At 72.9% G+C, this 22,764-nt stretch carries 20 protein-coding genes and 1 pseudogene; 11 read left to right on the top strand and 10 right to left on the bottom strand.

From position 1 onward, the window contains the following. Together IH80_RS44145 and IH80_RS46385 are read right to left on the bottom strand one after the other, a co-directional pair. Window positions 1-335, bottom strand: a pseudogene (locus IH80_RS44145) (hypothetical protein); the annotation flags it as partial. A gap of 103 nt (window positions 336-438) precedes the next feature. Continuing rightward, window positions 439-756, bottom strand: a complete 318-nt coding sequence (locus IH80_RS46385) for a multicopper oxidase domain-containing protein (RefSeq protein ID WP_030964944.1) — start codon at window positions 754-756, stop codon at window positions 439-441. A 72-nt stretch (window positions 757-828) separates the two neighbouring features. Between IH80_RS46385 and IH80_RS0131195 the strand changes: the two genes are divergently transcribed. Both IH80_RS0131195 and IH80_RS0131190 read left to right on the top strand, forming a co-directional pair. After that, window positions 829-1,530 (top strand): DUF998 domain-containing protein, encoded by a 702-nt coding sequence (locus tag IH80_RS0131195; protein ID WP_051810164.1) that lies wholly within the window; start codon window positions 829-831, stop codon window positions 1,528-1,530. After that, entirely contained in the window at window positions 1,527-2,573 is a 1,047-nt protein-coding gene (locus IH80_RS0131190; protein ID WP_078906838.1) for an alpha/beta fold hydrolase, read from the top strand. The genes IH80_RS0131195 and IH80_RS0131190 overlap by 4 nt, the downstream gene beginning before the upstream one ends. A 16-nt stretch (window positions 2,574-2,589) precedes the next feature. Here the strand turns inward: IH80_RS0131190 and IH80_RS0131185 are convergent, their stop codons facing one another. From IH80_RS0131185 to IH80_RS0131170, 4 genes are all read right to left on the bottom strand, one after another. Then, on the bottom strand, window positions 2,590-3,009 hold the full coding sequence (locus IH80_RS0131185; RefSeq protein ID WP_030964940.1) for a CBS domain-containing protein: 420 nt from the start codon (window positions 3,007-3,009) through the stop codon (window positions 2,590-2,592). A gap of 164 nt (window positions 3,010-3,173) precedes the next feature. Beyond that, window positions 3,174-3,860, bottom strand: coding sequence for a DUF305 domain-containing protein (locus tag IH80_RS0131180; RefSeq protein ID WP_030964939.1), 687 nt, complete (start codon window positions 3,858-3,860; stop codon window positions 3,174-3,176). Continuing rightward, entirely contained in the window at window positions 3,857-4,558 is a 702-nt protein-coding gene (locus tag IH80_RS0131175) for a DUF3105 domain-containing protein (RefSeq protein WP_030964938.1), read from the bottom strand. The genes IH80_RS0131180 and IH80_RS0131175 overlap by 4 nt, the downstream gene beginning before the upstream one ends. Before the next feature lie 56 nt (window positions 4,559-4,614). Continuing rightward, window positions 4,615-5,001 carry a hypothetical protein gene (locus tag IH80_RS0131170; RefSeq protein WP_030964937.1) on the bottom strand — a complete coding sequence of 129 codons (387 nt, stop codon included), beginning with the start codon at window positions 4,999-5,001 and terminating at the stop codon, window positions 4,615-4,617. A gap of 232 nt (window positions 5,002-5,233) precedes the next feature. Between IH80_RS0131170 and IH80_RS0131165 the strand changes: the two genes are divergently transcribed. Further along, window positions 5,234-6,595, top strand: a complete 1,362-nt coding sequence (locus IH80_RS0131165; RefSeq protein ID WP_030037474.1) for a glutamine synthetase family protein — start codon at window positions 5,234-5,236, stop codon at window positions 6,593-6,595. 69 nt (window positions 6,596-6,664) lie between these two features. Here IH80_RS0131165 and IH80_RS0131160 read toward each other — a convergent pair whose 3' ends face one another. Then, window positions 6,665-7,726, bottom strand: a complete 1,062-nt coding sequence (locus IH80_RS0131160) for an arylamine N-acetyltransferase family protein (protein WP_078906837.1) — start codon at window positions 7,724-7,726, stop codon at window positions 6,665-6,667. 208 nt (window positions 7,727-7,934) lie between these two features. Here IH80_RS0131160 and IH80_RS0131155 point away from each other — a divergent pair, with 208 nt between their 5' ends. Beyond that, on the top strand, window positions 7,935-8,189 hold the full coding sequence (locus IH80_RS0131155) for a hypothetical protein (protein ID WP_030964934.1): 255 nt from the start codon (window positions 7,935-7,937) through the stop codon (window positions 8,187-8,189). A 432-nt stretch (window positions 8,190-8,621) separates the two neighbouring features. Then, window positions 8,622-9,338, top strand: coding sequence for a histone deacetylase (locus tag IH80_RS0131150; RefSeq protein WP_234432444.1), 717 nt, complete (start codon window positions 8,622-8,624; stop codon window positions 9,336-9,338). A gap of 56 nt (window positions 9,339-9,394) precedes the next feature. Here IH80_RS0131150 and IH80_RS0131145 read toward each other — a convergent pair whose 3' ends face one another. Together IH80_RS0131145 and IH80_RS0131140 are read right to left on the bottom strand one after the other, a co-directional pair. Further along, on the bottom strand, window positions 9,395-11,455 hold the full coding sequence (locus IH80_RS0131145; RefSeq protein WP_037881647.1) for a PIG-L family deacetylase: 2,061 nt from the start codon (window positions 11,453-11,455) through the stop codon (window positions 9,395-9,397). 600 nt (window positions 11,456-12,055) lie between these two features. Then, the gene (locus IH80_RS0131140; RefSeq protein ID WP_063757360.1) at window positions 12,056-14,761 is read right to left on the bottom strand and encodes a PIG-L family deacetylase; all 2,706 of its coding nucleotides are present in this window, start codon (window positions 14,759-14,761) and stop codon (window positions 12,056-12,058) included. On the opposite strand from IH80_RS0131140, the gene IH80_RS41120 reads away from it, so the two are divergent. The 6 genes from IH80_RS41120 to IH80_RS0131105 all read left to right on the top strand — a co-directional run bounded on the left by IH80_RS41120 (window position 14,756) and on the right by IH80_RS0131105 (window position 21,387). Then, complete coding sequence (locus tag IH80_RS41120; protein WP_158943696.1) at window positions 14,756-15,046, top strand: hypothetical protein; 291 nt, start codon at window positions 14,756-14,758, stop codon at window positions 15,044-15,046. The two genes, IH80_RS0131140 and IH80_RS41120, sit on opposite strands and share 6 nt — an antisense overlap. A 393-nt stretch (window positions 15,047-15,439) precedes the next feature. Further along, a complete protein-coding gene (locus IH80_RS0131125) occupies window positions 15,440-18,427 on the top strand; it encodes a bifunctional [glutamine synthetase] adenylyltransferase/[glutamine synthetase]-adenylyl-L-tyrosine phosphorylase (RefSeq protein ID WP_030964928.1) in 2,988 nt (995 codons plus the stop codon). Window positions 18,428-18,527: 100 nt separating this feature from the next. Next, a complete protein-coding gene (locus IH80_RS39910; RefSeq protein WP_030964927.1) occupies window positions 18,528-19,007 on the top strand; it encodes a hypothetical protein in 480 nt (159 codons plus the stop codon). Window positions 19,008-19,037: 30 nt separating this feature from the next. Next, window positions 19,038-20,357, top strand: a complete 1,320-nt coding sequence (locus IH80_RS46380) for a hypothetical protein (RefSeq protein WP_030964926.1) — start codon at window positions 19,038-19,040, stop codon at window positions 20,355-20,357. 32 nt (window positions 20,358-20,389) lie between these two features. Next, window positions 20,390-20,869: a hypothetical protein gene (locus IH80_RS0131110; RefSeq protein WP_324609438.1), complete on the top strand. Its 480-nt coding sequence runs from the start codon at window positions 20,390-20,392 to the stop codon at window positions 20,867-20,869. 2 nt (window positions 20,870-20,871) lie between these two features. Beyond that, complete coding sequence (locus IH80_RS0131105; RefSeq protein ID WP_030964923.1) at window positions 20,872-21,387, top strand: hypothetical protein; 516 nt, start codon at window positions 20,872-20,874, stop codon at window positions 21,385-21,387. An 86-nt stretch (window positions 21,388-21,473) separates the two neighbouring features. Here IH80_RS0131105 and IH80_RS0131100 read toward each other — a convergent pair whose 3' ends face one another. Further along, window positions 21,474-22,271, bottom strand: coding sequence for a CAP domain-containing protein (locus IH80_RS0131100; RefSeq protein ID WP_030964921.1), 798 nt, complete (start codon window positions 22,269-22,271; stop codon window positions 21,474-21,476). Window positions 22,272-22,764 lie beyond the last annotated feature (493 nt).

The raw sequence follows: 22,764 nt of genomic DNA, 5'->3' as shown, positions 1-22,764 counted from the left end.
GCGGTGGGGGTCGCGGCCGGCGGTGCGAACGCCGAGGGGGCCGGGGCCGGTTCGGCGGCGGAGGGCGCGGGGGCGGGGGCGGAGGCGTCGGCCGCCGCGGGCGCGGCGGGGGCCTCGTCGGCCTGCGTCGGTTCCACGGCCGGTTCCACGGCCGGTTCCACGGCCGGTTCCGGGGCCGGCTCGGGGGCCGGCTCGGCGACGGGTGCGGCGGGGGTCTTCTCGAGCGAGAGCGGCTGGGCGTGCGCCGGTATCGGGGCCGTCTCGGGACCGGGCGTGCCCGCCGGTTCCGTCGGCGTGCCGGAAGGGGTGCTGGGCGGGTTCGGCGGGGTGGTCATACCGGCGGGAGCGTCCTTTGTCGCGGCTGTCGTGATCACAGCAAGGGTGCCATGCCGGTGGCGAACGCCCTTCCGAATTCCCGCCCGCTCCGGGCCGCTGCCCCTACAGCTGGTAGCCGATCACCGTCATCATCCCGGACTCCGAGTGGTGGACGTTGTGGCAGTGCGTCATCCACAGCCCCGGGTTGTCGGCGCCGAATACCTGCGGCGGGGCGCCCGGGGTGTGGTGAGCGCCACCGCGCGCGGCCGCACCGGGAGACCGGGCCGAGGCAACGCACCGGCCCGGGGACACGTCCTCCATGGCGTGGGGCTCGGCAGGACGGCCCGGGGGAAGCACGGTGACGGCACCGGCACCGAGCAGCAGCGCGGCCAGCAGCAGGAGCCGCCGCCCCGGGGCAGCTCGCCGAGCACTGCGCGTCATGGCCGGAACCCTACCCGGGGTGGGTATCCGATCGGAGGACCGACCCCGAGCTTGATTAGGATTAGTCACACTATGTCCCCACATGGGCTCTCTCCGCGCACCGCCTGGCCGGTGGCCCTCCTGATCGGCCTCGCCGGCGCGGCCTACACCGCGTGGGTGCTCGAAGTCGTCCTCTCCACGGGCCTCAACCCCATCGAGACGTACGTCAGCGAACTCGCCGCCCAGGACCAGCCGCTCGGCGGCCTCTTCCGGGCCACCGACTTCACCGCCGGAATGCTCGCCTTCGCCGGCGGCCTGCTGGCCCTGGTACGGCTGCTGAAGTACGCGGAGTCCCGCCGCCCCTGGGCGGTCATCGGCTGGGCCGGGGTCACCCTCTTCGGCGCGGCCACCGCCGCCGACGCCTGGCTCCCGCTGAGCTGCACGCCCACCGCGGATCCCGAATGCGCCGCCCGGGAGACCGCCGGGCTCGTCCCCGCCACCCACCAGGCCCATGCCGTCAGCAGCACCCTCGCCATGACCGGGGCCCTCGTGGGCCTGGTGGCCCTGACCGTCGCCGCCCGCCGCTACGGCTGGTTCGCCCCGCTCGCCCGCTACGGCCCCGCGCTGGTCGTGCTGGAACTGCTCGCCACCGCCTGGACCCTGTCCGCCATCGCGATGTTCACCGCCGGACGCGGCACGTGGGCGCTCGGCGCGGGCCAGCGGCTCCAGGTCCTGCTGGTGGCGATCTGGCTGGGCCTGCTCGCCTACTCCGTCCACAAGGAACGCCGCACATGACGACCCCCGCCCCGCCACCCCCGGATCACCTCGGGACCGGGAACGAGACCGGCACCGGCACCGGCACCGAGACCGGCACCGGCACCGAGACCGGCACCGGCACCGAGACCGGCACCGGCACCGAGACCGGCACCGGGACCGGCACCGGCACCGAGACCGGCACCGGGACCGGCCGGTTCGTGCGTGTCGGCGGGACCGTGCTGCACGTCGTCGTCGAGGGCCGGGGTCCCGTGTGCGTGCTCAGTGCCGGCCTCGCCATGGCCTGGTTCGACTGGGACGCGGTCGCCGAGCTCCTCGTCACCCGGGGCCGCACCGTCGTCCGCTTCGACCGCCCCGGCCACGGCCTGAGCGGCCCCGCCACCGCACCGCCCACCACCGCCGGGGAGGCCCACCGGATCGCCGGACTGCTCGACGCACTGGGGTACGGCGGGCCCGCGGCCGCCCCCGTCACCGTCGTCGGGCACTCGATCGCCGCCTTCCACGCCGAGGGTTTCGCCCGCCTCTACCCGGAGCGCACCGCCGCCCTGGTCCTCCTCGACGGCAGCGTCGAGGAAGACCCCCGTACCCTCCTGCCCGCCACGCTGCGCACCGGCGCGGCCCGCGCCCTCGGCCGGGCCGCCACCGCCGCCGGGCTGCCGGCCGCGCTCGGTCCGGCGGCCCGGCGCGCCACCGTACGGGCCTCCCGCACCGGCGGCGCGGACCCGGCCCCGGAGGACCTCGTACGCCGCTGCTACCGCACGGGCCGCGTCTGGCGCGGAGCCCTGCTGGAGAACTCCCGCTACCTGGACATGGCCGCCGAACTCGCCTCGCTGCGCCGCACCCGCCCGCTGACCGCCCCCGCCACCGTCCTCGCCGGCCACGACGGATCCTCCGGCCGGGGCGCGCTGCGCTGGCTGGGCCGCCAGGCGGACCTCGCCGACCTGCTCGGCGCCCGCTTCGAGGTCGCCGAGCCCGCCGGCCACCTGGTCATGCTCGACCGCCCGGACCAGGTGGCCCGGGCGGTCGTGGAGACGGCTGAGCGGGAGCGGGGCGACGCGTACTGACGGCCTGCGTGCCCCGTCAGCGCCTGGCGTAGACCTTCTCGACGAAGCCCGCCAGCTGGTCCTCGGACAGGTGCTGGGCCAGGTCCGCCTCGCTGATCATGCCGACCAGCTTCTTGTCCTTGATCACGGGCAGCCGCTTGATCTGGTGGCTCTCCATCTCGTCCAGCACGGCGGACACGTCCGCGCCGGCGTCGATCCAGCGCGGCGTGCCCTTGGCCATGTCCCCGCACGTCGTCTTCGCCGGGTCCAGACCCTTGGCCACGCAGTTCACGACGATGTCGCGGTCGGTGATGATCCCGCACAACCGCTCTTCGGTGTCGCTGATGGGCAGCGCACCCACATTGAGCCGGGCCATCAGCTCGGCGGCCCGGTCAAGGGTCTCGTGCGCGGGGATCCACTGGGCCCCGGGGTGCATGATTTCTGCGGCGGTGGTCATGACTGAACCTCCTGAGCGCGCCGGTCACGGCCGGATGCGGGTGCGCCCGGCCCGGCGTCCCCACGGGATGCGGCCGGGTCGGCCCACCCGACGGCCCCCGAACGGCGGAGCACACGCCCGTACGGGTGAGAGGGCGCCTCCCCCCACCGTACGGGCGTGCCCCGTCACCCGCGCGGTGTGGCTCCGCGCTGCTTGAGCATGTCCGCCATCAGGGTGAGCTCCGAGCGCTGTGCGTCGACCATGCCCTGCGCCAGATCCCGCTCGACGGGGGTCGCGCACAGCTGCGCGCACCCCTCGGCCATCGTCACGCCGCCCTTGTGGTGGTCGGTCATCAGCTGGAGGAAGAGCACCTCCGCGTCCCGCCCCGAAGCGGCGCCGAGCTGCTCCAGCTCCTCCTTGGTGGCCATGCCCGGCATCAGCGCACCGGGCTTGGCGGGGCCGTGCCCGGCATGCCCGCCGTGGCCGCCGTGCCCGCCCGAAGTCCCCATCCACGACATCGGCGGCTCGTCGGCCACCACCTTCGGCAGACCCCACAGGTCCAGCCAACCGAGCATCATGCCCCGCTGGTTGGCCTGGGTGTTGGCGATGTCGTAGGCGAGGGTGCGCACCGCCTCGTCCTGGGTGCGGTCCCGCACGACGAACGACATCTCCACCGCCTGCTGGTGATGGACCGCCATGTCCCGCGCGAAGCCGGCGTCGGGGGAGCGGAGCCCCGGCGTACGGGGCGGGTTCGCCGGCCGGGCGGCGGACCCGCCGTTCGCGGCGGCGACCGTGGCCGCCGCCGCGAACAGCAGCGCCAGCAGCACGGCCGCGCCCGCGACCCAGTACGTACGGGGGATCGCGCGGCTCACTTGCCGGCCAGCCCGTTCGTGCAGGCCGCGCCCGGCTCCGGGGTCTGCTCGCCCTGCACGTACTTGGTGAAGAACTGCTTGACCCGGGGGTCGTCCGCACTGTCCACCGTGAGCTGCTTGCCCCACGCGCTGAGCATGATCGAGCCGGTCTGCTCCTTGACCGGGCTCATCAGCGTGTACGGGGTCTTGCCGACGGTCGCGGCGAGCTTGTCCACATCGGCCGGGGCGGCCTTCTCGTTGTAGGTCACCCAGACGGCGCCGTGTTCGAGCGAGTGGACGGCGTTCACCTCGGGCACCGGGCTCTTGTAGACGTCGCCGTTGCAGTTCATCCAGCGGGGGTGGTGGTCACCGCCGACCGGGGGGTTCATTTCGTACTTCACCGGCGTCTCGACGTGGTTGCGGCCGAGCGTCTTCGCCTCCCAGAGCTTCTCGCCCTCGACGGGCTTCTTGCGGATCTCCTCCGCCTCCTTGCGGAGCTGCTCCGCGGCCTCCTGCTTGCGCTGCTCGGCCTGCTTCTGGTCGATGAGCACCCAGGCGCCGAAACCGACGAGACCGACGACGACGGCCGACGAGACGGTGATCGCGATCGCCTTGTTGCGCCGCTCCCGGGCCTTCTCGACGCGGCGCATCTCGGCTATGCGTGCCTGACGGGAGTTCGGGTCGGTGTGCTGGGGGGTCCTGCCGGACTTGCTGGCCATGTGCCCTGGTCCTTCTTCTGATGAGGGGGGGTGGATGGAACGCAAAACCGGACCCGTCAGGTCCGCAGCACCTGGAGAACGTGCAGGTCGGGGGCGCGCGCCAGGGCCTCGGACGGCCAGATCCGCCCCGCCGCCGTCGTCTGCGCGGACGGCACCGGCCCGCCGCAGGTCACGGTCACCGCGGGCGGCGGTACGGGCAGCACGGCCGGGGGCACGTGCGCGAGGGGGGAGCAGCCGGGCGGCTCGTACGGGGACACGCAGACGGCGGGCGCCGTGCCGTGCGCGGTGGCGTGGGTCGTACCGTCGGCCATGTGGTGGGCCGTGCCGTCGGCCATGTGGTGCGCCGTGCCGTGCGCTCGGGCCTCGGAGGAGCCGTGCGACCCACCGGATCGCGCACACAGGAACAGCGCGCCGACCAGCATCCCGAGGACCGTCAGCAGCACGGCACGACGAAGCGCGGAACGTCCACGACGCCCCCGCTGCGTGTGCTGCCGGCCCCCCATGGGCGCAGATGGTAATGCTCATGACCGGGCCGAGGTCAGTGCGGGGGTGCCGCGACCTTTCTCAGGTGCGTAATGTGGCGGAAACCACCACTGGCGATACTGAGCCGGCCCGAGTGCGCCGCGACCGGTCAGGCGGTGGTGCACAGGCCGTCTGAACTGCGAGGATGAAGGCATGGACAAGCAGCAGGAATTCGTCCTCCGGACGCTTGAGGAGCGCGACATCCGCTTCGTGCGCCTGTGGTTCACCGACGTACTGGGCTTCCTGAAGTCCGTCGCGGTCGCCCCCGCGGAGCTGGAGCAGGCCTTCGACGAGGGCATCGGCTTCGACGGCTCCGCCATCGAGGGCTTCGCACGGGTCTACGAGTCCGACATGATCGCCAAGCCGGACCCGGGCACGTTCCAGATACTGCCGTGGCGCGCCGAGGCCCCCGGGACCGCCCGGATGTTCTGCGACATCCTCATGCCGGACGGCTCCCCTTCCTTCGCGGACCCGCGCTACGTCCTCAAGCGCATCCTCGCCAAGACCTCCGACCTGGGCTTCACCTTCTACACCCACCCGGAGATCGAGTTCTTCCTGCTGAAGGACAAGCCGCTGGACGGCACCCGCCCGGTCCCGGCCGACAACTCCGGCTACTTCGACCACACCCCCCAGAACGTGGGCATGGACTTCCGCCGCCAGGCCATCACCATGCTCGAATCGATGGGCATCTCGGTGGAGTTCAGCCACCACGAGGGCGCCCCGGGCCAGCAGGAGATCGACCTCCGCTACGCCGACGCGCTCTCCACGGCCGACAACATCATGACCTTCCGCCTCGTCATGAAGCAGGTCGCCCTCGAACAGGGCGTCCAGGCCACCTTCATGCCCAAGCCCTTCTCGGAGTACCCGGGCTCGGGCATGCACACCCACCTCTCCCTCTTCGAGGGCGACCGCAACGCCTTCTACGAGTCGGGCGCCGAGTACCAGCTCTCGAAGGTCGGCCGCTCCTTCATCGCGGGCCTGCTGCGCCACGCGGCGGAGACGGCTGCCGTCACGAACCAGTGGGTCAACTCCTACAAGCGCATCTGGGGCGGCTCCTCCCGCAGCGCGGGCGCGGGCGGCGAAGCCCCCTCGTACATCTGCTGGGGCCACAACAACCGCTCGGCCCTGATCCGCGTCCCGATGTACAAGCCGGGCAAGATGGGCTCCTCCCGCATCGAGGTCCGCTCGATCGACTCCGGCGCCAACCCCTACCTCACGTACGCCGTCCTCCTGGCGGCCGGCCTCAAGGGCATCGAGGAGGGCTACGAACTCCCGGCGGGCGCCGACGACGACGTCTGGGCCCTCTCCGACGCCGAACGCCGCGCGATGGGCATCGAACCCCTCCCGCAGAACCTCGGCGAGGCCATCTCGCTGATGGAACGCAGCGAACTGGTCGCCGAAACCCTCGGCGAGCACGTCTTCGACTTCTTCCTGCGCAACAAGAAGCAGGAGTGGGAGGAGTACCGGAGCGAGGTCACGGCCTTCGAGCTCCGCAAGAACCTCCCCGTCCTGTAAGAGCGGGGCGGGGCGACGGATCCGGGTCGGTGGCGGTGGCCACCGGCCCGGAGGCCGTTGGGGGCGGGTTCAGGGGGCCGGGGGTGTCGTGGTCTCGCGGTGGGTGGCGAGCTGTTGGAGTTCCTCCTGCGTGAGGGCGATCCCGAACACCTCGCGCAGGGTGTGGTCCAGGGCCTCCGGGGCGACCTCCTCGGTGGTGCTCGTTCCGTCGGGGCGGGTGGTGACGTGCGTCAGGTCGTCCAGGCTGTGGTGGGCGGCCGGTGTCATGCGCTGGGCGAAGAGCCGGCGGACGAACGGGGAGCGGGCGTTGGTGCCCACGAAGTGGCTGCCGACGACGTAGTCGATCGGGTACTGCGCGGTGAGGGTGAAGGTGTGGCGGTCGATCCAGGGGGTCGGGGCCCGCCCGGGGGTGTCGTCCGGCCCGGACGGGCCGGGGGCGGTCTGGTACAGCCACCACTGGTCGATGCCGTGGGCGCCGGGCCGCCGTTCCAGCCGGTGCTGCCAGCCGTCGTACGTGACGTGGGCCCCGTCGGCGAGTTCGATCGGTCCGAGCGGACCGGCCCCGAAGCCGACGTCGCACAGCCACTCGCGGTCGTCGTCGCGGGCGGTCACCGCGAGCAGGCCGTGGGTGGCGGGGAGGACCTTGGGCGCCCCGAGGCTGACCCGCCCGATCATGCCGGTGACGTGGAAACCGAGGCGTTCGACGGCGGCGGCGAAGAGGAGGACGTGCTCGAAGCAGTAGCCGCCGCGGCGGCCGTGGACGAGGCGGGCCTCGACGGCGGGCAGGTCGAGCGGCAGGTCGCGGCCGAGGACGGCGTGGACGTTCTCGAAGGGGATGCCGGTGGTGTGGGCGCGCTGGAGGTCGCGCAGGACGGCGAGGGTGGGCTCACGGGGGCCGTCGTACCCGACCCGGGCCAGGTAGGCGTCGAGGTCGAGCAGCTCGCCGGACCACCGGTCGGGCCGGTGGTCCGTCGGGCTGGGGTCGGGAACGGGCGGGAAGTCCGCGGGCCGGTCCTCCGGGCGGGCCCCGGGGGTCCCGGGGGCCCGGCCGGAGGCCGTGAGGTCGGTGGCGGGGGCGGTGGTCGGGGCGGTGGTCGGGGCGCCCCCGGTGTCGGCTGGCCGGATGCTCATGATCCCAGCCTCCTACTTCAACCTGCCTTGAGGTCAAGCCGGAGCGCGGTTCCGGTCCCGGGGGGCGCGAAGGGGGGCGTGAATTGTCGAAACGATACGGCCGCGGGCATTGGAGTGAACGACCGTTCCCGGCGGTGCCCTCGCGCTGTTGGACCGGCCGACGCGCACACGATCGCGCGTCGTCGTTCCACAGATCCTTAGGGGAGTCATGCGTATTCGTTCTGCTGTCACCGCGTCCGTTCTGGCCGCCGGCATCCTGCTGGGCGGGGCCGGTGCCGCTCTGGCCAACGACGGGGTCGACATCGACTACTTCTCCGGCGGTCGCGCGGGCTACTCGTCGAAGTGCTCCTCGCTCGCCGCGGTGCCCGCCAGCCGCCCGGCGTTCACGGGCCCGATCTACACCTCCAACTGTGTCGCGGACGGCGAGCTGGAGTGGGCGAAGGGTCACCACCTGGGCGCCTGACCGGGACGGCTCGCGCCGTGGGGGCGGACCGACACCGACGTCGGCCGCCCCTGCGGCGTTCCCCGGCTGCCGGGCCCCGGCCCCCGGCCCCCCGGCCCCGGCTTGGGCCGCTGCGACCGGCTCCCGGCTCCGGCTCCCGGCTCGGGCCGCCGCGACCGGCTCCCGGCTCCGGCTCGGCCCCCGCGACCGGCTCCCGGGCCCGGACCTCGGCTCCCGGCCCCCGGCCTGGCTCCCGGCCCCGGATTGGGCCGCCGCGACCGGCTCCCGGCCCCGGCTCCCGGCCGCGACCGGCTCCTGGCACCGGCCCCCGGGCCTCGGCTTCCGGCCCCGGGCCCTGGGCGCCCCTGCCGGGAGGGCGGGGCCGCCGGTCTTGGGCAGAACTTTGCTTGGCGACCCGCATGTGACCGGCCGATCGCGCGCAGGCGCGGACCGATGAATGCCCACACCCGCAGCCCCGAGGACCCGTACACGGCCGCGCCTGCGGCCGCCGTACACGCCGTTCGTCCGCTCACCCGGACGATCCCCGCCCCCCAGCGCGTCTGGTACGCCTCCTACGGCTCCAACATGCACATGGACCGCCTCGCCGCCTACCTCGCCGGCGGCATCCCGCCGGGGGCGACGCGCGCCCACCCGGGCTGCCGCGACCGGCGGGCCCCCGAGCGCTCGGTCCCGGTCGAGCTCGACGGCCGCCTGTACTTCGCCACCGAGTCCCTGGTGTGGACCGGCGGACGGGGCTACTACGACCCCACCGCCCCCGGTCGGATCCGCGGGCGGGCACATCTGGTGACCGCGGGCCAGCTGTCCGACATCGCCGCGCAGGAGATGTACCGGGAGCCCGGAGCCGACCTCGACCTCACCCACGTCCTCCGGGACGGCCGCCACGCCCTCGGCCCGGGACGGTACGAGACCCTCGTCTGCCCGGGCACGATCGACGGCATCCCCGTGCTGACCGTCACCGCACCCTGGACCCTGCGGGACGTGGAACTGCGCACCCCGTCCGCCGCGTACCTCCGGCACCTGGCCGCCGGCCTCCTGGAGTCGGGCCCGTGGACGGAACAGGACGTCGCCGAGTACCTCTCCACCTGCCCCGGCGCCGCCGGCACCTGGTCGGCCGACCGCATCCACAGCCTCCTGACCACCCTCCCCTGACGGACCTGGTGGGCCCGGTGACCTGGTGACCTGGTGAACCCGGTGGTGCAGGGGGGTCAGCGGACCGCGCGGTGCCAGGTGGGGCGGGTGGGGGAGGCCGGGGTGGTGGAGGTGTGGAGTTCGGCGTCCAGGCCGATGACCGTCGTGGTCGTCGTGCCGTTGGCTTCCAGGACGGCCGCGGGGGCGCCCGCGAAGAGCATGCGCGACTCCGCCCAGGCCGGCGGGCCGCCGAGGCCCGAGGTGCTGACCGTGCCGCTGCCCGCGCGGCCCGCCACGTGGCGGCCCGCGGCGCCGACCGCGCCGTATCCGGCCCGGCCGCCCGCCTCCGTGACGCTGGAGACCTGGGGCCTGGTCGCGGGCCCCGCCGTGACCACGGCGGTGCGCACCACGCCCGAGTCGGGCCGCCGGAAGTACAGGCGTACGCCCGTGCCGTCCGGGGAGGCCGTCAGCGGGACCGTCGTGGCCGGCAGGCCCGTCGGCGAGGGGCCGCGCAGGGGGCCGTCCGTGCCCGCCTGGGTCCAGGCCAGTACCGAGGTCGTGGTCGACGCGTACACGTGCCGCCGCCCGGCGGCGTCGACCGCCGTGACGGGGTCGCTCTGCAGGTCCTCGCCGCCCAGGCGCTGCCAGGGGGAGAAACCGCCGTCGGGCTGCTGCGCGGTGGCACGCAGGGTACGGCGGGAGTCGCGGAGGTAGACCGTGAGGAGGCCCCGCGCGTCCACCGCGGCCGCGGGCGCGCTGATCGCCGAGGTGCCGTCGTCATCGCCCTTCTCGGGTGTGCCGAGCGACTGCCACGCGCCGAACGCCCCGCCCGGCGCGGTCTGGACGGCGTACACGACCTCCCGGAGGTAGTCCGAGGGGCCGGGACCGAGGACGGTGCGGGTGGCGAGGACGGCGACGCGGCCGTCGGGCAGCCGTGCCGTGGTCGCCCCCGGGTCGATGCCCGTGCCCGCGAGGAAGACCGGCTTCTCCCAGACGCCGCCGGAGTCGCGCTTCCAGTACGCCATGCGGCCGTCGAGCACGGTGAACGCCCAGAGGCTGCCCGGCGTCCCCTCCGTCAGCCAGGACGCGTTGTCGGCGCGGGTGTAGCGCAGCGACTGGGCCCAGTTGCGCCCGGTCGGGTTGCCCGCGACCTTGCGGTCGCCGCAGCCCGAGGGGCTTCCGCAGTGGTCCTGGCGGTCCTGCCAGGCGTAGGTCCGCAGGTAGTCGGTCTTCGTCTCGGCCGTCTGCGGGTCCAGGGAGTGCGGCAGCGTGCTGTTGTGGTAGCCGAGGTAGCTCTGGACCGAGAAGTGCGGGCGCCGCTGGATCTGTTCGGCGTAGGCGGCGGTGGCGGCCTGCACGAAACGGGCGCCGTACATGTGGTCCTGGTGGTCGGTGTAGCGGCCGTTCTCCCCGTACCGCCCGGGGGTCGGGTCCTGCATCCGTATCGTCGTGGGCCGGTAATGCTCCAGGACCCCGGCTATCGCCCGTATCAGCTGGTCCTTGGTGTACGTGAAGCCCTGCTTGACCGGGGTCCCGGAGGTCAGCTGGGACTCCAGCGCGGGTATCCGGCCGTTCCACAGGCCGCGCAGGCTCTCGGGGGTGTCCCCGCCGGTGCTGCGGGCCTCGCGCAGCATCAGCCAGACCAGGTTGATCTGGGGTTTGGCTATGAGTATGTCGACCTCGGCGCGGCCCCCGCCGGCGGTGGGCACGACCGTACGCCGCCACGCGCTGGTGCGGTCGCCGGTGGCCATCTGGGCGTAGGCGGAGCGGATGCCGTTCTGCCGGGCCTCCGCGTAGTGGGCGCGGTCGGCGGGCTGTTCGGGGTCCCGGGCCGCGTCGCCGTGCGCCTCGTTGCGGCCGTCGGACTCGCCCGAGGTGAGGTAGGCGGTGGTGACCTGGGTGCCGGAGCGCAGGGAGCGGCTGAGGTCGGGGTTCATGAAGAACAGGTCGTCGTCGGGGTGCGCGACCACCTGGACGACGGAACCGGCGGTGACGCTCGCCGGGACGACGACCGGCGGGGTCTTCGCCTGGGCGGCGCCGGCGGAGGTCTGCTGGCCGGAGGCCACGGAGAGCACGCCGGTGGTGCCGGCTGTCAGCACGGTGAGCAGGGCCGCGAAGCGGCGACGGGTCACGGGCATCGGGCACGCCTTGGGTTCGTTCCGGGCAGGACAGGGGAAACGCATCGCTGAGCAGTCAGAGAGAGGCGGAATCGGCGAACTTGGTTCACCGAGGCGGACGATGAGTGCGGCGTTGTGGCGCGGGCCGGTAAGTGCCGCTGGAGCGGAGCCGGTTGCTCCGCTGCGGGGGTGTGGCGGGTGCGGGGCCGGCCGTGGCCCGGTCGGTGGGCCCTGCGGCCCGGCCCGGCAGGCCGCGGCGGGTCTGCTGCCCGGCGGTTGCGGGGCCGGGAGGTGCCGGGCCGGGGGGTGCCGGGCCGGGGGTGCGGGTGCCGGGTACTCCGGGGAGTGCGGCTCTGTGCGGGATGAGCGGTGCCGCTGGGGTTCCGAGCCGGGGCCCTGTGTGCGTGGGTGTTGCTGGGGTTCCGGGGGCGGGATCCTGTGCGCGGGGGCGCTCGGGGTGGGCCAGGTCCTCGGGGTGGCGCGGATGACGGGGGCGGCGGTGCTTCGCTTGGCCTTGGGGCCTTGGGGCCTTGGGGCCTTGGGGCTGCGGGGGTTCGGGGCTTCGGGGCCTTCAGGACTTGGGGCTCCGGGGCTTTGGGGTGGGGGTTCGGGTGGTGCGCGTCAGGGGCGGGCGTTGCGGGGGCCCACTGGTTGCCAGGGGGCCAGGTACGCGTTCGGGGCGTCCGCCGACGAGGTCACGTACAGCCGTGCGTCGAGCCCCACCACTGCCAGGCTGACCATGTTCTTGCCGGTCATCGTCGAAGAGGGTGCCCCGACGAACATCAGCGGCGACCGCCCCCACGGCCGTCCCGGTCCGACCTCCGCGCCCAGCTGCCCGCCCGCCGCGCGGCCCGCGAGCACGTGCCCGCTCGCCGTCACCGAGCCGAAGCCGTTCAGCCCGCCGAGGTCGGTCATGTTGTTGACCTTCAGCCCGTCGTCGGCCGTCATCAGGGCCGTACGGACGTTTCCCGAGCCGGGCTTGCGGAACCACAGCCGTACCCCGCCCTCGCGGCCCTCCACGGTCAACGGGAGCGTGGTGTCCGGCAGTCCGGTCGCCGTGACCCGGCCCAGCGGCGCGCCCGCCTTCGGCTGCGCCCAGCCGACGACCGTCTTGGACGTGGCGGCGAGGACCATGCGCCGACCCGCGCCGTCGGTCGCGGTGACCGGGGCGCCGTGCAGGTCCTCACCGCCGTGCTTCTCCCAGGGCCCCCAGCCGCCGTCCGGCCGCTGCAGCCGCCCGCGCAGGCTGTACGAGCCGTCGCGGACGTACGCCGCCAACTGCCCGGTGCCGTCGACCGAGACGGCCGGTGCGCTGATGTCGGAGGTCCACGTCTCGTCCGAGGTCTCGGGGGTGCCGAGTGACTGCCACTCCCCGAACGCGTCCGCGCCGGGCGCCTGCTGGACCGTGTGGACGACCTCGCGCTTGTAGTCGGTGGGCCGGGCCCCGAAGGAGGTCCGGGTGCCGAAGACCGCGATCCGTCCGTCCTTCAGCGTCACGGCGGTGACACCCGGGTCCATGCCGGTGCCGGGCAGCAGGTCCGGGCCCCGCCAGGGGCCGACGGGGCCGGGCCGGTGCCAGACGGCGACCTGCCCGTCGAGCACCTTGAAGGCCCACAGGCCGTGGTCCTTGTCGGAGGTCAGCCAGTTCGTGCCGGTGCCGCGGGCGTAGTTGATGGAGTCCGTCCAGCGGTTGCCGGCCGGCTGGTCGGAGATCTTGAGGTCGCCGCAGCCGGCGTCGCTGCCGCAGTGGTTCTGCCGGTCGAGCCAGGCGTACGTGTCCAGGCTGTCCAGTTTCTCCTTCGCCTCCTGGGGGTCCAGTGCGCTGGGGAGGGAGCCGTTGACGTAGCCGACGTAGTTCTGCACCGCGAAGTGCGGCCGGTCCTTGACGTCCTTCGCGTAGGCGGCCGTGGCCATCTGCACGAAGCGGGCGCCGTAGAAGTGGTCCTGGTGGTCGGTGTACTGCTTGGTGTCCGGGTACCGGCCGGGGGTCGGGTCCTGGAAGCGGATGGTGGTCGGCCGGTACTGCTCCAGGACGCCGACGAGGGTCTGGACGACCTGGTCCTTCGAGTACGCGAACCCCTGCTTGACCGGGGTGCCGGAGGAGAGCATCGACTCCAGGCGGGCGACCTTGCCGTTCCAGAGGCCGTGCAGGCTGTCGGGCACGTCGGCGTAGCCGTGGCCGGCCTCGCGCAGCTGCAGCCAGACCAGGTTGACCTGGGGTTTGGCGACGAGGACGTCGACCTCGGCGTGGCCGCCGCCCTTGGTCGGGACGACGGTGCGCTTCCAGGCGCTGGTGCGGTCGCCGGTGGCCATCTTGGCGTAGGCGGCGCGGATGCCGTTCTGACGGGCCTCGGCGTAGGCGGGCTTGTTGGGGGCGGTGGTCGCCCCCTTGGCGGGGGCGGCGTTGACGCCGTCGGCCTCGCCGGCGGTGAGGTAGACGGACGTGACCGGGTGGCCGGCGGATATGGAGTAACGCAGGTCCGGGTTCATGAAGTACAGGTCGTCGTCGGGGTGCGCGATGATCTGGACGACGCGACCCGGGTCGGGTACGGAGCCGGCGGCCACGGGTGCGGCCGCGGTGGCCGCCGAGGCGTCGGGGGCCGACGCGGGGGAGCGGTCCAGGCCGTCGAGGGCCGCGTTGCCCCGCAGTACGAGCATGCCGGCGGCGGCGGTGGCCGCGCAGAGGGCGACGGCCTTGACGAGGCCCGCCCAGCGGTGGCGTCCCCGGCGGGTCTCAAGCGCGGTCGGTGCGGGCCCGGCCGTGGCTCGGCCGGTCGGCCCCGCGGCCCGTCGCCCGCGCCGGGTCTCAGGCGCGGTGGGTGCGGGCCCGGCCGTGGCTTCGGCGGCCGGCCCTGCGGCACGGCGGCCGCGGGCTTGCTGTGCGTACTCCGCCGGTTCGCGTTCGGTCTTGCGGGCCGCCCGGGCAGCCTTGCGTCCCCGCCGGGTCTCAGGCGCGGTGGGCGTGGGCCCGGCCGTGGCTTCGGCGGCCGGCCCTGCGGCACGGCGGCCGCGTCCGGCCTGGGGCGCGGACTCCGCGGGTGCGGGCGTGGCTTCGGCGGCCGGCTCGGTGACCCGGCTGCCGTATGCAGTGGTGTGGTGGGCGTCGCCCGGGGTCCGGGGTTCCGGGATCTGAGCCTGCTGCTGGAAGTCATAGGGCTGCTGCGGCCCTTGGGCGTGCGCGGCCCGGTGCGGTACGTGAGGCGGCTGGGCCTGCGGACGGGGGAAGGCGTGGGCCTGGTGCTGCTGGACGTCGTAGGGCTGCTGCGGCCCTTGGGCGTGCGTGGCCTGGGGTGGCAGGTGGGGCTGCTGGGGTCCCTGGGGGTGCATGCCCTGTTGCGGTACGTGGGGCTGCTGGGGTCCCTGGGGGTGCATGCCCTGTTGCGGTACGTGGGGCTGCGGCTGTGGAAAAGTCTGGAACTGCTGCGGCTGCTGGGCCTGCGGCTGCGGAAAAGTCTGGAACTGCTGCGGCTGCTGGGGCTCGTGGGCGTGCGGCCCCGGCTGGGGCTGTTGCGGCACGAAGTGCCCGGCTCCGGCGGACCAGTCGTCCCAGCCGGGCTGCGGGGCATGGTGAAACTCACCTACGGGCTGGGGGTTTTGGTGCTGGTGAGGTAGGGGGGTCGGGTGGTACTGCTGGGGCTCGGGATCCTGACGCCACCCACCCAGCCAGCCCAGCCCCTCCTGCCCGTAGGCCACGCCGTACTGTCCGCCCAGCCCCTCCTGCCCGTAGGCCGCGCCGTACGGCACGCCGCCCGGCCCGTGCGTCGGATCCGGAGCCCCGCCCCGGCCGCCCGCGGCGGGGCCGGGGTAGGGGTGTCCGTCGGACATGGGGCTCCTCGTGACCGGTCGGCGGGGAGCGGGCCCCATCGCGTCATAAGTATTCAGAATTATTCAGATAATCCGATAACCCGCGCCATGGTACGTCCCGGTGAGCCGAACGCCTGCTCCGGCTAGGCTCGACCCAGGTACGCCAGGGCAGTGGCAGCGACAACCGCGGGAGGCGGCGGGATGACGGTCCCGGGACGCAGGAGCAGCACCTTCATCCGGCTGCTCCGCAGCGGGTTCACCGACCCCTCCGCAGCCGCCCGGCTGCTCGACACCGACGCGCTCGCCGCCGTACGCGCCGATCCGGTCCTCCTCGACGCCCTCGGGGCGACCGCCGACCCCGACCTGGCCCTGCGCGGGCTGGTCCGGCTCGCCGAGGCGCAGCCGGACGGCGAGCTGCCCGGGCTGCTCGACACCCTCGTCAGCGCCAAACCCCTGCGCGACCGCCTCCTCGGCGTGCTCGGCGCCTCCGAGGCCCTCGGCGACCACCTCGCCCGCCACCCCCGCGACTGGCGCGGCCTCGTCACGTACGAGGCCGCCGACCTGCACCCCGGACTCCCCGAGTTCGAACGCGGCCTCGCGGACGCCCATGACCCCGTCGCCCTGCGCGTCGCCTACCGCCGCTGCCTGCTCTCCATCGCGGCCCGCGACGTCTGCGGCACCATCGACGTCGCACAGACCGCCGCCGAGCTCGCCGACCTCGCCACTGCCACCCTCCGCGCGGCCCTGCGGATCGCCTCCGCCGCCGCCCCCGAGGACGCGGCGCAGTGCCGCCTCGCCGTCATCGCGATGGGCAAGTGCGGCGGCAACGAGCTCAACTACGTCTCCGACGTCGACGTGATCTTCGTCGGCGAGGCGGCCAACGGCACCGACGAGGGCAAGGGCATCCAGGCCGCCACCCGCCTCGCCTCCCACCTCATGCGGATCTGCTCCGAGACCACCGTCGAGGGCACCATCTGGCCCGTCGACGCCAACCTCCGCCCCGAGGGCCGCAACGGACCCCTCGTCCGCACCCTCGCCTCCCACCTGGCCTACTACCAGCGCTGGGCCAAGACCTGGGAGTTCCAGGCCCTCCTCAAGGCCCGTGCCGTGGCCGGCGACGCGGCCCTCGGCACCGAGTACGTCGACGCCATAACGCCCCTGGTGTGGCAGGCGGCCGAACGCGAGAACTTCGTCGCCGACGTCCAGAAGATGCGCCGCCGCGTCGTCGACAACATCCCCGCCGCGCAGGTCGACCGCGAACTCAAGCTCGGCCCCGGCGGCCTGCGCGACGTCGAGTTCGCCGTCCAGCTGCTCCAGCTCGTCCACGGCCGCAGCGACGCCACCCTGCACTCCGGCACCACCCTCGACGCCCTCCACGCCCTCGCAGCCGGCGGCTACGTCGGCCGCGCCGACGCCGCCCAGCTGCACGACGCGTACCGCTTCCTGCGCGCCATGGAGCACCGCATCCAGCTCTACCGGCTGCGCCGCACCCACCTCGTCCCCGAGGACGAGAACGACCTGCGGCGTCTGGGCCGCTCCATGGGTCTGCGCACCGAACCCGTCGCCGAACTCAACAAGGCCTGGCGCCGGCACGCCTCCGTCGTGCGGCGCCTGCACGAGAAGCTCTTCTACCGTCCGCTGCTCGACGCCGTCGCCCAGCTCACCCCGGGCGAGACCCGGCTCTCCCCGCGCGCCGCCGGCCAGCGCCTCGAAGCCCTCGGGTACGCCGACCCCGCCTCGGCCCTGCGCCACCTCGAAGCCCTCGCCTCCGGCGTCACCCGCAAGGCCGCCATCCAGCGCACCCTGCTGCCGGTGATGCTGGGCTGGTTCGCCGACTCCGCCGACCCGGACGCCGGCCTGCTGAACTTCCGCAAGGTCTCCGACGCCCTCGGCAAGACCCCCTGGTACCTGCGCCTGCTGCGCGACGAGGGCGCCGCCGCCGAGAACCTCGCCCGCGTCCTGTCCGCCGGACGCCTCGCCCCCGACCTGCTGATGCGGGCCCCGGAGGCGGTGGCCCTGCTCGGTGACCCCGAGGGCCTGGTGCCCCGTACGCACGAGGCCCTCCGCCAGGAGGTGCTCGCCGCCGTCGGGCGCGCCGAGAACCCGGAGACGGCCGTCGCCGCCGCCCGCGGGGTACGCCGCCGCGAGCTCTTCCGCACCGCCGCCGCCGACATCATCGGCTCCTACGGTACGGAGGACAACCCGGCCGAGGAGGACCACGGAGCCCTGGTCGACCGGGTCGGCGGGGCCGTCTCCGACCTCACGGCCGCGACCATCGCGGGCGCCCTGCGCGCCGCCGTGCAGTCGCACTACGGAGACACCCTGCCCACCCGCTTCGCCGTCATCGGCGTCGGCCGCTTCGGCGGCCACGAACTCGGCTACGGATCCGACGCCGACGTCCTCTTCGTCCACGAACCCCGCGAGGGCGTCGACGAGCAGGAGGCCGCCAAGGCCGCCCAGAACGTCGTCGCCGAGATGCGCCGACTGCTCCAGCTGCCCACCGCCGACCCGCCGCTGCTCATCGACGCCGACCTGCGGCCCGAAGGCCGCTCGGGGCCGCTGGTGCGCACCCTGGCCTCCTACGCCGCCTACTACCGGCGCTGGTCGCTGACCTGGGAGAGCCAGGCGCTGCTGCGGGCCGAGCCGGTGGCGGGCGAGGAGGAGCTGGGACGCCGCTTCATCGAATTGATCGACCCGCTGCGCTACCCGGCCGAGGGCCTCGGCGAGGACGCGGTGCGCGAGATCCGTCGGCTGAAGGCCCGGATGGAGTCGGAGCGGATGCCGCGCGGCGCCGACCCGACGCTGCACACCAAGCTGGGCCGCGGCGGTCTCAGCGACGTCGAGTGGACCGTCCAGCTGATCCAGATGCGGCACGCATGGGCGGAGCCGGGCCTGCGGACCACCCGGACCCGCGAGGCCCTCGCGGCCGCCCACGCGGCCGGGCTGATCCCGACCGACGAGGCGCAGATCCTGGACGAGGCCTGGGTCCTGGCGACCCGGGTCCGCAACGCCGTGATGCTGGTACGGGGCCGCGCCGGGGACACCTTCCCGTCCGAGGCCCGCGAACTGGCGGCGGTGGGCCGCTACCTCGGCTACGCGGAGGGCACGGTCGGCGAGCTGCTGGACGACTACCGCCGCATCACGCGCCGCGCCCGCGCGGTGGTCGACGAACTCTTCTACGGCGCGTAACCGGGCCGGGGGCAGACCCCGGTCCGCAGACGGCACGTGGTTGCCCGCCGCCTTTGCGCTTTGCATATGATCAGCCTCCATTCAGCGGGGAGGCTGGACGATGGCGGACGAGCTGGACCAGATATCCGACCGGCACGTGGACATGCGGCTGAACAGCGGTCCACCGCTGGGCCCTTACGCCCCTGGCGGCACACCGCCGGCGGTGGTGCCCTACGCCCCCGGCGTGACCCCGCCGCCCGCGGGCCCGTACCTGACGGGCGGTTCCCCGGACTTCGCCTCGTCGCCGGCCGAGAAGAACGCAGCGGCGGCCACGATCCAGAACGAGTTGGAGCCGAGGACCAAGAGCGCCGCCGGGCACGCGGGCGAGGCCACGGGTTCCGCCCGCAAGGGCTTCGAGGGCTGGGAGACGGCGGCCGGCCTGAAGAAGGTCGCGGAGACGTGGGAGCAGCAGGTGACGACCCTGATGGGGCGGCTGGCCGGCGAGAAGACCTCGCTGCTCGGCGCCTCGGGCTACTTCACCGGAAACGACCTGGGGCTGAAGAACCAGTTCCTGTCGCAGTCACAACTGCACGGGATCTAGAGGCCCGACGTGCTGACCTACTACGAAGTCATGACCACGGACCTGGGTCTGCTGACGACGGCCGCCGCGCAGTGGGACAAGGTCGCGGAAGAGCTGAAGAAGGTCGAGACCCGCTACGGCGACACCGTCCAGAAGATCGTCATGGGCGACAACTGGTCCGGTATCAGCGCGGGGGTCGCGCGGACGAAATTCACAGCGACCCGCTATGAGTACTCCGCCGCCCAGACCCAGGCCAAGGCGATCGCGAGCCTGCTGCGCGGCGCCCGCGACCAGTTCACCGATCTCAAGAAGAAGCTGGAGAGCGCCCGCGACGACGCGATCGCCGCCGGCATGAGCGTCTCGGAGCAGGGGCGTGTCGCCTTCGACTGGTCCAAGCTGACGCCGTCCGAGCGCAGCGCCTACCACCACGACCCCGACGGCCAGGAGGCCGTCCGCACCGCAGTCGGCAAGTGGCAGAAGCACATCGACGACCGGGTCAAGGCCGTCACCGAGGCCGATCAGCACGTCAAGGACGCCCTGGTGGCGGCCGTGACCGACACCAACAAGGACGCCCTGGGCAAGGGCAGCGGCCTGGACGAGACGCTCACCGGCTTCAACAACTACGCCGAGGGCGACCTGGCGAAGTTCAAGAAGCCCGAGGCCCCACCGGAGAAGACCGGGGGACCTGAGGGGAAGCTCACGGTGACCGGCCCTGACGTCGGCTTCACCATGAGCGGCGTCAAGTACGGCAAGCAGGGCACGGTCAAGGCGTACGCCGATCTTTTCCATGTCACCGCCGAAGGGTCGATGACCAAGGGCGACTGGGCGCTGTCCGGGATCGCCGATGTCTATGGGGGCGCCAGAGGCACCGCGAACTACGGCTTCACCGATGAGGGCATCGTCGCCAAGGCCGAGGGATCCGTGGGAGTACGGGCACTCGCCGAGGGGCGTGCCGAGAACGGGCGTTTCGGTACCTACGGGCGTCTTGAGGGCTTCGCGGGCGGCGAGCTGAGCGGCACTGCCCAGGCGACCAAGGAAGAGGTCACGCTGGGGGCGAAGGCGTTCGCAGGGACGAAGGCCAGTGTCGCCGGTGGCCTTGAGTATGCGGGGATCGGCATCGGCGGAACTGCCGAGGGGTGGAACGGGCCCGGTGCCAAGGCGTGGGCGGGTCTGAAGCACGACGAGGCGACGGGCGTGTGGAAGCTCGGCGCCGACGCGGGTGCTTCCCTTCCGAGGGGTGGTGCACTGGGGTTCGAGATCACAGTCGATCCTGACAAGGTGAAGGAGGCCGCCAGGGCTGCGGCCGACTCGGTCGGCGACTCGGTCGGCGACTTCAGAGACTGGTTGATCGACCTACGTCTGTCTCAGTGAAGGGAAGGTTGGAGATGCCCACAGTACTGCCGGTGCCGATCGAGTTTCGGCTGCCAGAGGGCTGGCTTCCGGCCCGTCCGGAGGGCGCCGGGGTATCAGATGTGGCTTTCGCCGCGGTGCGTTCCCGGCCGGACGAAGGATTCACCGCAAACATCACCATCGACGGAGGGTTGCCGAAGGACGGGGTGACTCTGGTCGAGATCGCCGATGCGTCGGTGGAGCGACTGCGTGAGTTCGCCGAATCGGTGGAGCTCGTCCACCGCAGCGAGGTCGGTTCCAAGGACGCACCCGCTCTGACCCAGCGGCTGAGCTTCTCGGCCGTGGCCGACGGCGCCCGCCACGAGCTCGTCCAGTCCCAGGTGTATCTGTCCCTCGCGGACACAGAGGACCCGCACAGGCGGGCGATGATCCGCCTGGCCCTGACCGCCACGACGGCCCAGCACGACGAAGTCCTCTGCCAATTCAAGGACGTCGTACGCTCGGTGCGTCCGGACGACGGGGCGGTGAGCTGACGGTGGGCCGTCTCTGGGACAAGTACACGGGCACCAGGTACCCCGACAGCGAGATCGCACCGCTGCCGACGATGGAACTCCGGGAAGCTCTGCTTGCGATCAATGGCCAAGACGTGCCGTTCCGCGTACGCCATGCCCTCCCGAAGGAGAAGGCCGACCTGGTGGCGGAGTGGCGAGTGCTGAAGCCGGCCTCGGGCTCCGGCTTCTCCCGTAGGCAAGTGGAGCTGAGGCTCAAGATCCGGATGCGCTTCATCCCCCTGCAACGCGAGGTGCGGACCCTTGACGAGCAAGTGCAGGTGACGTGGGTCGGGGATCCGCCCAAGCTGGCCGTGTCGCGTGAGTCCGGAAGTGGGCCGGCGCCCAGGGTTGCCCGGGAATGGACCTATGAGAAGGGGCCCGACGGCCGACGGCGCAAGGTCGAGACGTTCCGCTTCGATTCGCGGGATATGAAGAACCCCCTCCGGGACATGGTTCTCGGAGCGGGCTGGACCTGGCGCGGAGTGGTGTACCGGTTCTGACGAGCAGGCTGCCGGAGGGACCCGAAACGGCGGATGGCGGACCCCACGTGGGGTCCGCCATCCGCCGTTTCGGGGTGGCGGGGGCGTCAGCGGGCCGTGCCGAAGTCCTGGGTCCAGTAGTGGTTCGGCTGGGCGAGGCCGATGCCGATCTCCTTGAAGGAGCAGTTCAGGATGTTCTCGCGGTGGCCGGGGCTGTTCATCCAGCCCTCCATGACCTTCTCGGGCGTGCTGTAGCCGTAGGCGACGTTCTCGCCGTAGGTGCGCCACGCGTAGCCGGCGCGGGTGATGCGCGTGCCCGGGTCCGAGCCGTCGGAGCCCGTGTGGGACATGTTGCTGTGGGCGGCCATGTCCGCGCTGTGGTCCTGCGCGGCCTTCGTGAGCTTCGCGTTCAGGGTGACGGCAGGGCATCCGGCGGCGGCGCGCTCCTGGTTGACCAGGGCGAGGACCGCGGCGACGGAGCCGGAGGCGGCCGGCGCGGGCGCGGGCGAGGTCTGCGGCGGCTGGGGAGCCTGCGGCTTCTTGGTGACCGGCGGCTTCGCGGGCTGCGGCTGTGCCTGCGGCGGCTGCGAGGGCTGCGCCTGCGGGGGCTGCGCCTGCGAGGGCTGGGCCTGCGGCGGCTGGGAGGTCTCCTCGACCGGCTGCGCGGGCGCGGTGGGGCTGCTCGGCGTCGTCGGGACGTCCACGGGGACCATGAGGTCCGGGTTGCCCGAGGGCTGGTACTGCCACGGGCGCTGCGCCTGGTGGCTCGCGGTACGGGTGCGGCCGGTGTCGTCGCCGCCCGTGTCGAAGCAGGCCATGGCGGCCGTGGGGACACCCACGATTCCGAGAGCGCTGACGCCGATGATTATCTTCCGGTACTGCTTCTTCTTCCGATGCTTCTGCATGCGTAACCTCATTCGGTGATCGCGAAGCTTCCAACGCCGGAACTGCGGGACGCCGGAATGGTCGACATTCTTAGAAGCCCGCCATTGGCCTGGCAAGTTTCCGTTTCGCGCTCACACGGGGGAATCGGCACGCGGCTTGAAACGGGCCGTTGATCGTGCATGGTCACGATCAGGTCACTGGCACAACCATGTGATGTGCATTCAGGAACGGCCGTGACCAGGGAAGTAGGGGGCGGGTAAGGCGGTAGCTGAGATTCCGTTCCCGCAGGAGAGGGGAATGTCGAATCCAAAACGGACAAATGTCGAAATGTCGATGGGTTGGCGCGCCCGAGAAGTCCTCCGGCGTCGAGGTTCCCGTCGTGACGCATGTCACGCAACCAGGCGCCGGATCGTGGCGTCGGGGCCCGCACCGCCCGCGAGGGGCGCTGCGAGAACCTGCCCCCATTCCCCGCGGCCCATTCGGAGGAATTGCCGAACCTGTAAATGATCAGGG

This window comes from Streptomyces sp. NRRL S-378 (genome assembly GCF_000720645.1).
Lineage (GTDB): Bacteria > Actinomycetota > Actinomycetes > Streptomycetales > Streptomycetaceae > Streptomyces.
Note: the sequence above shows the minus strand (reverse complement) of the source record. Positions and strands in the feature narration are given on the sequence as shown.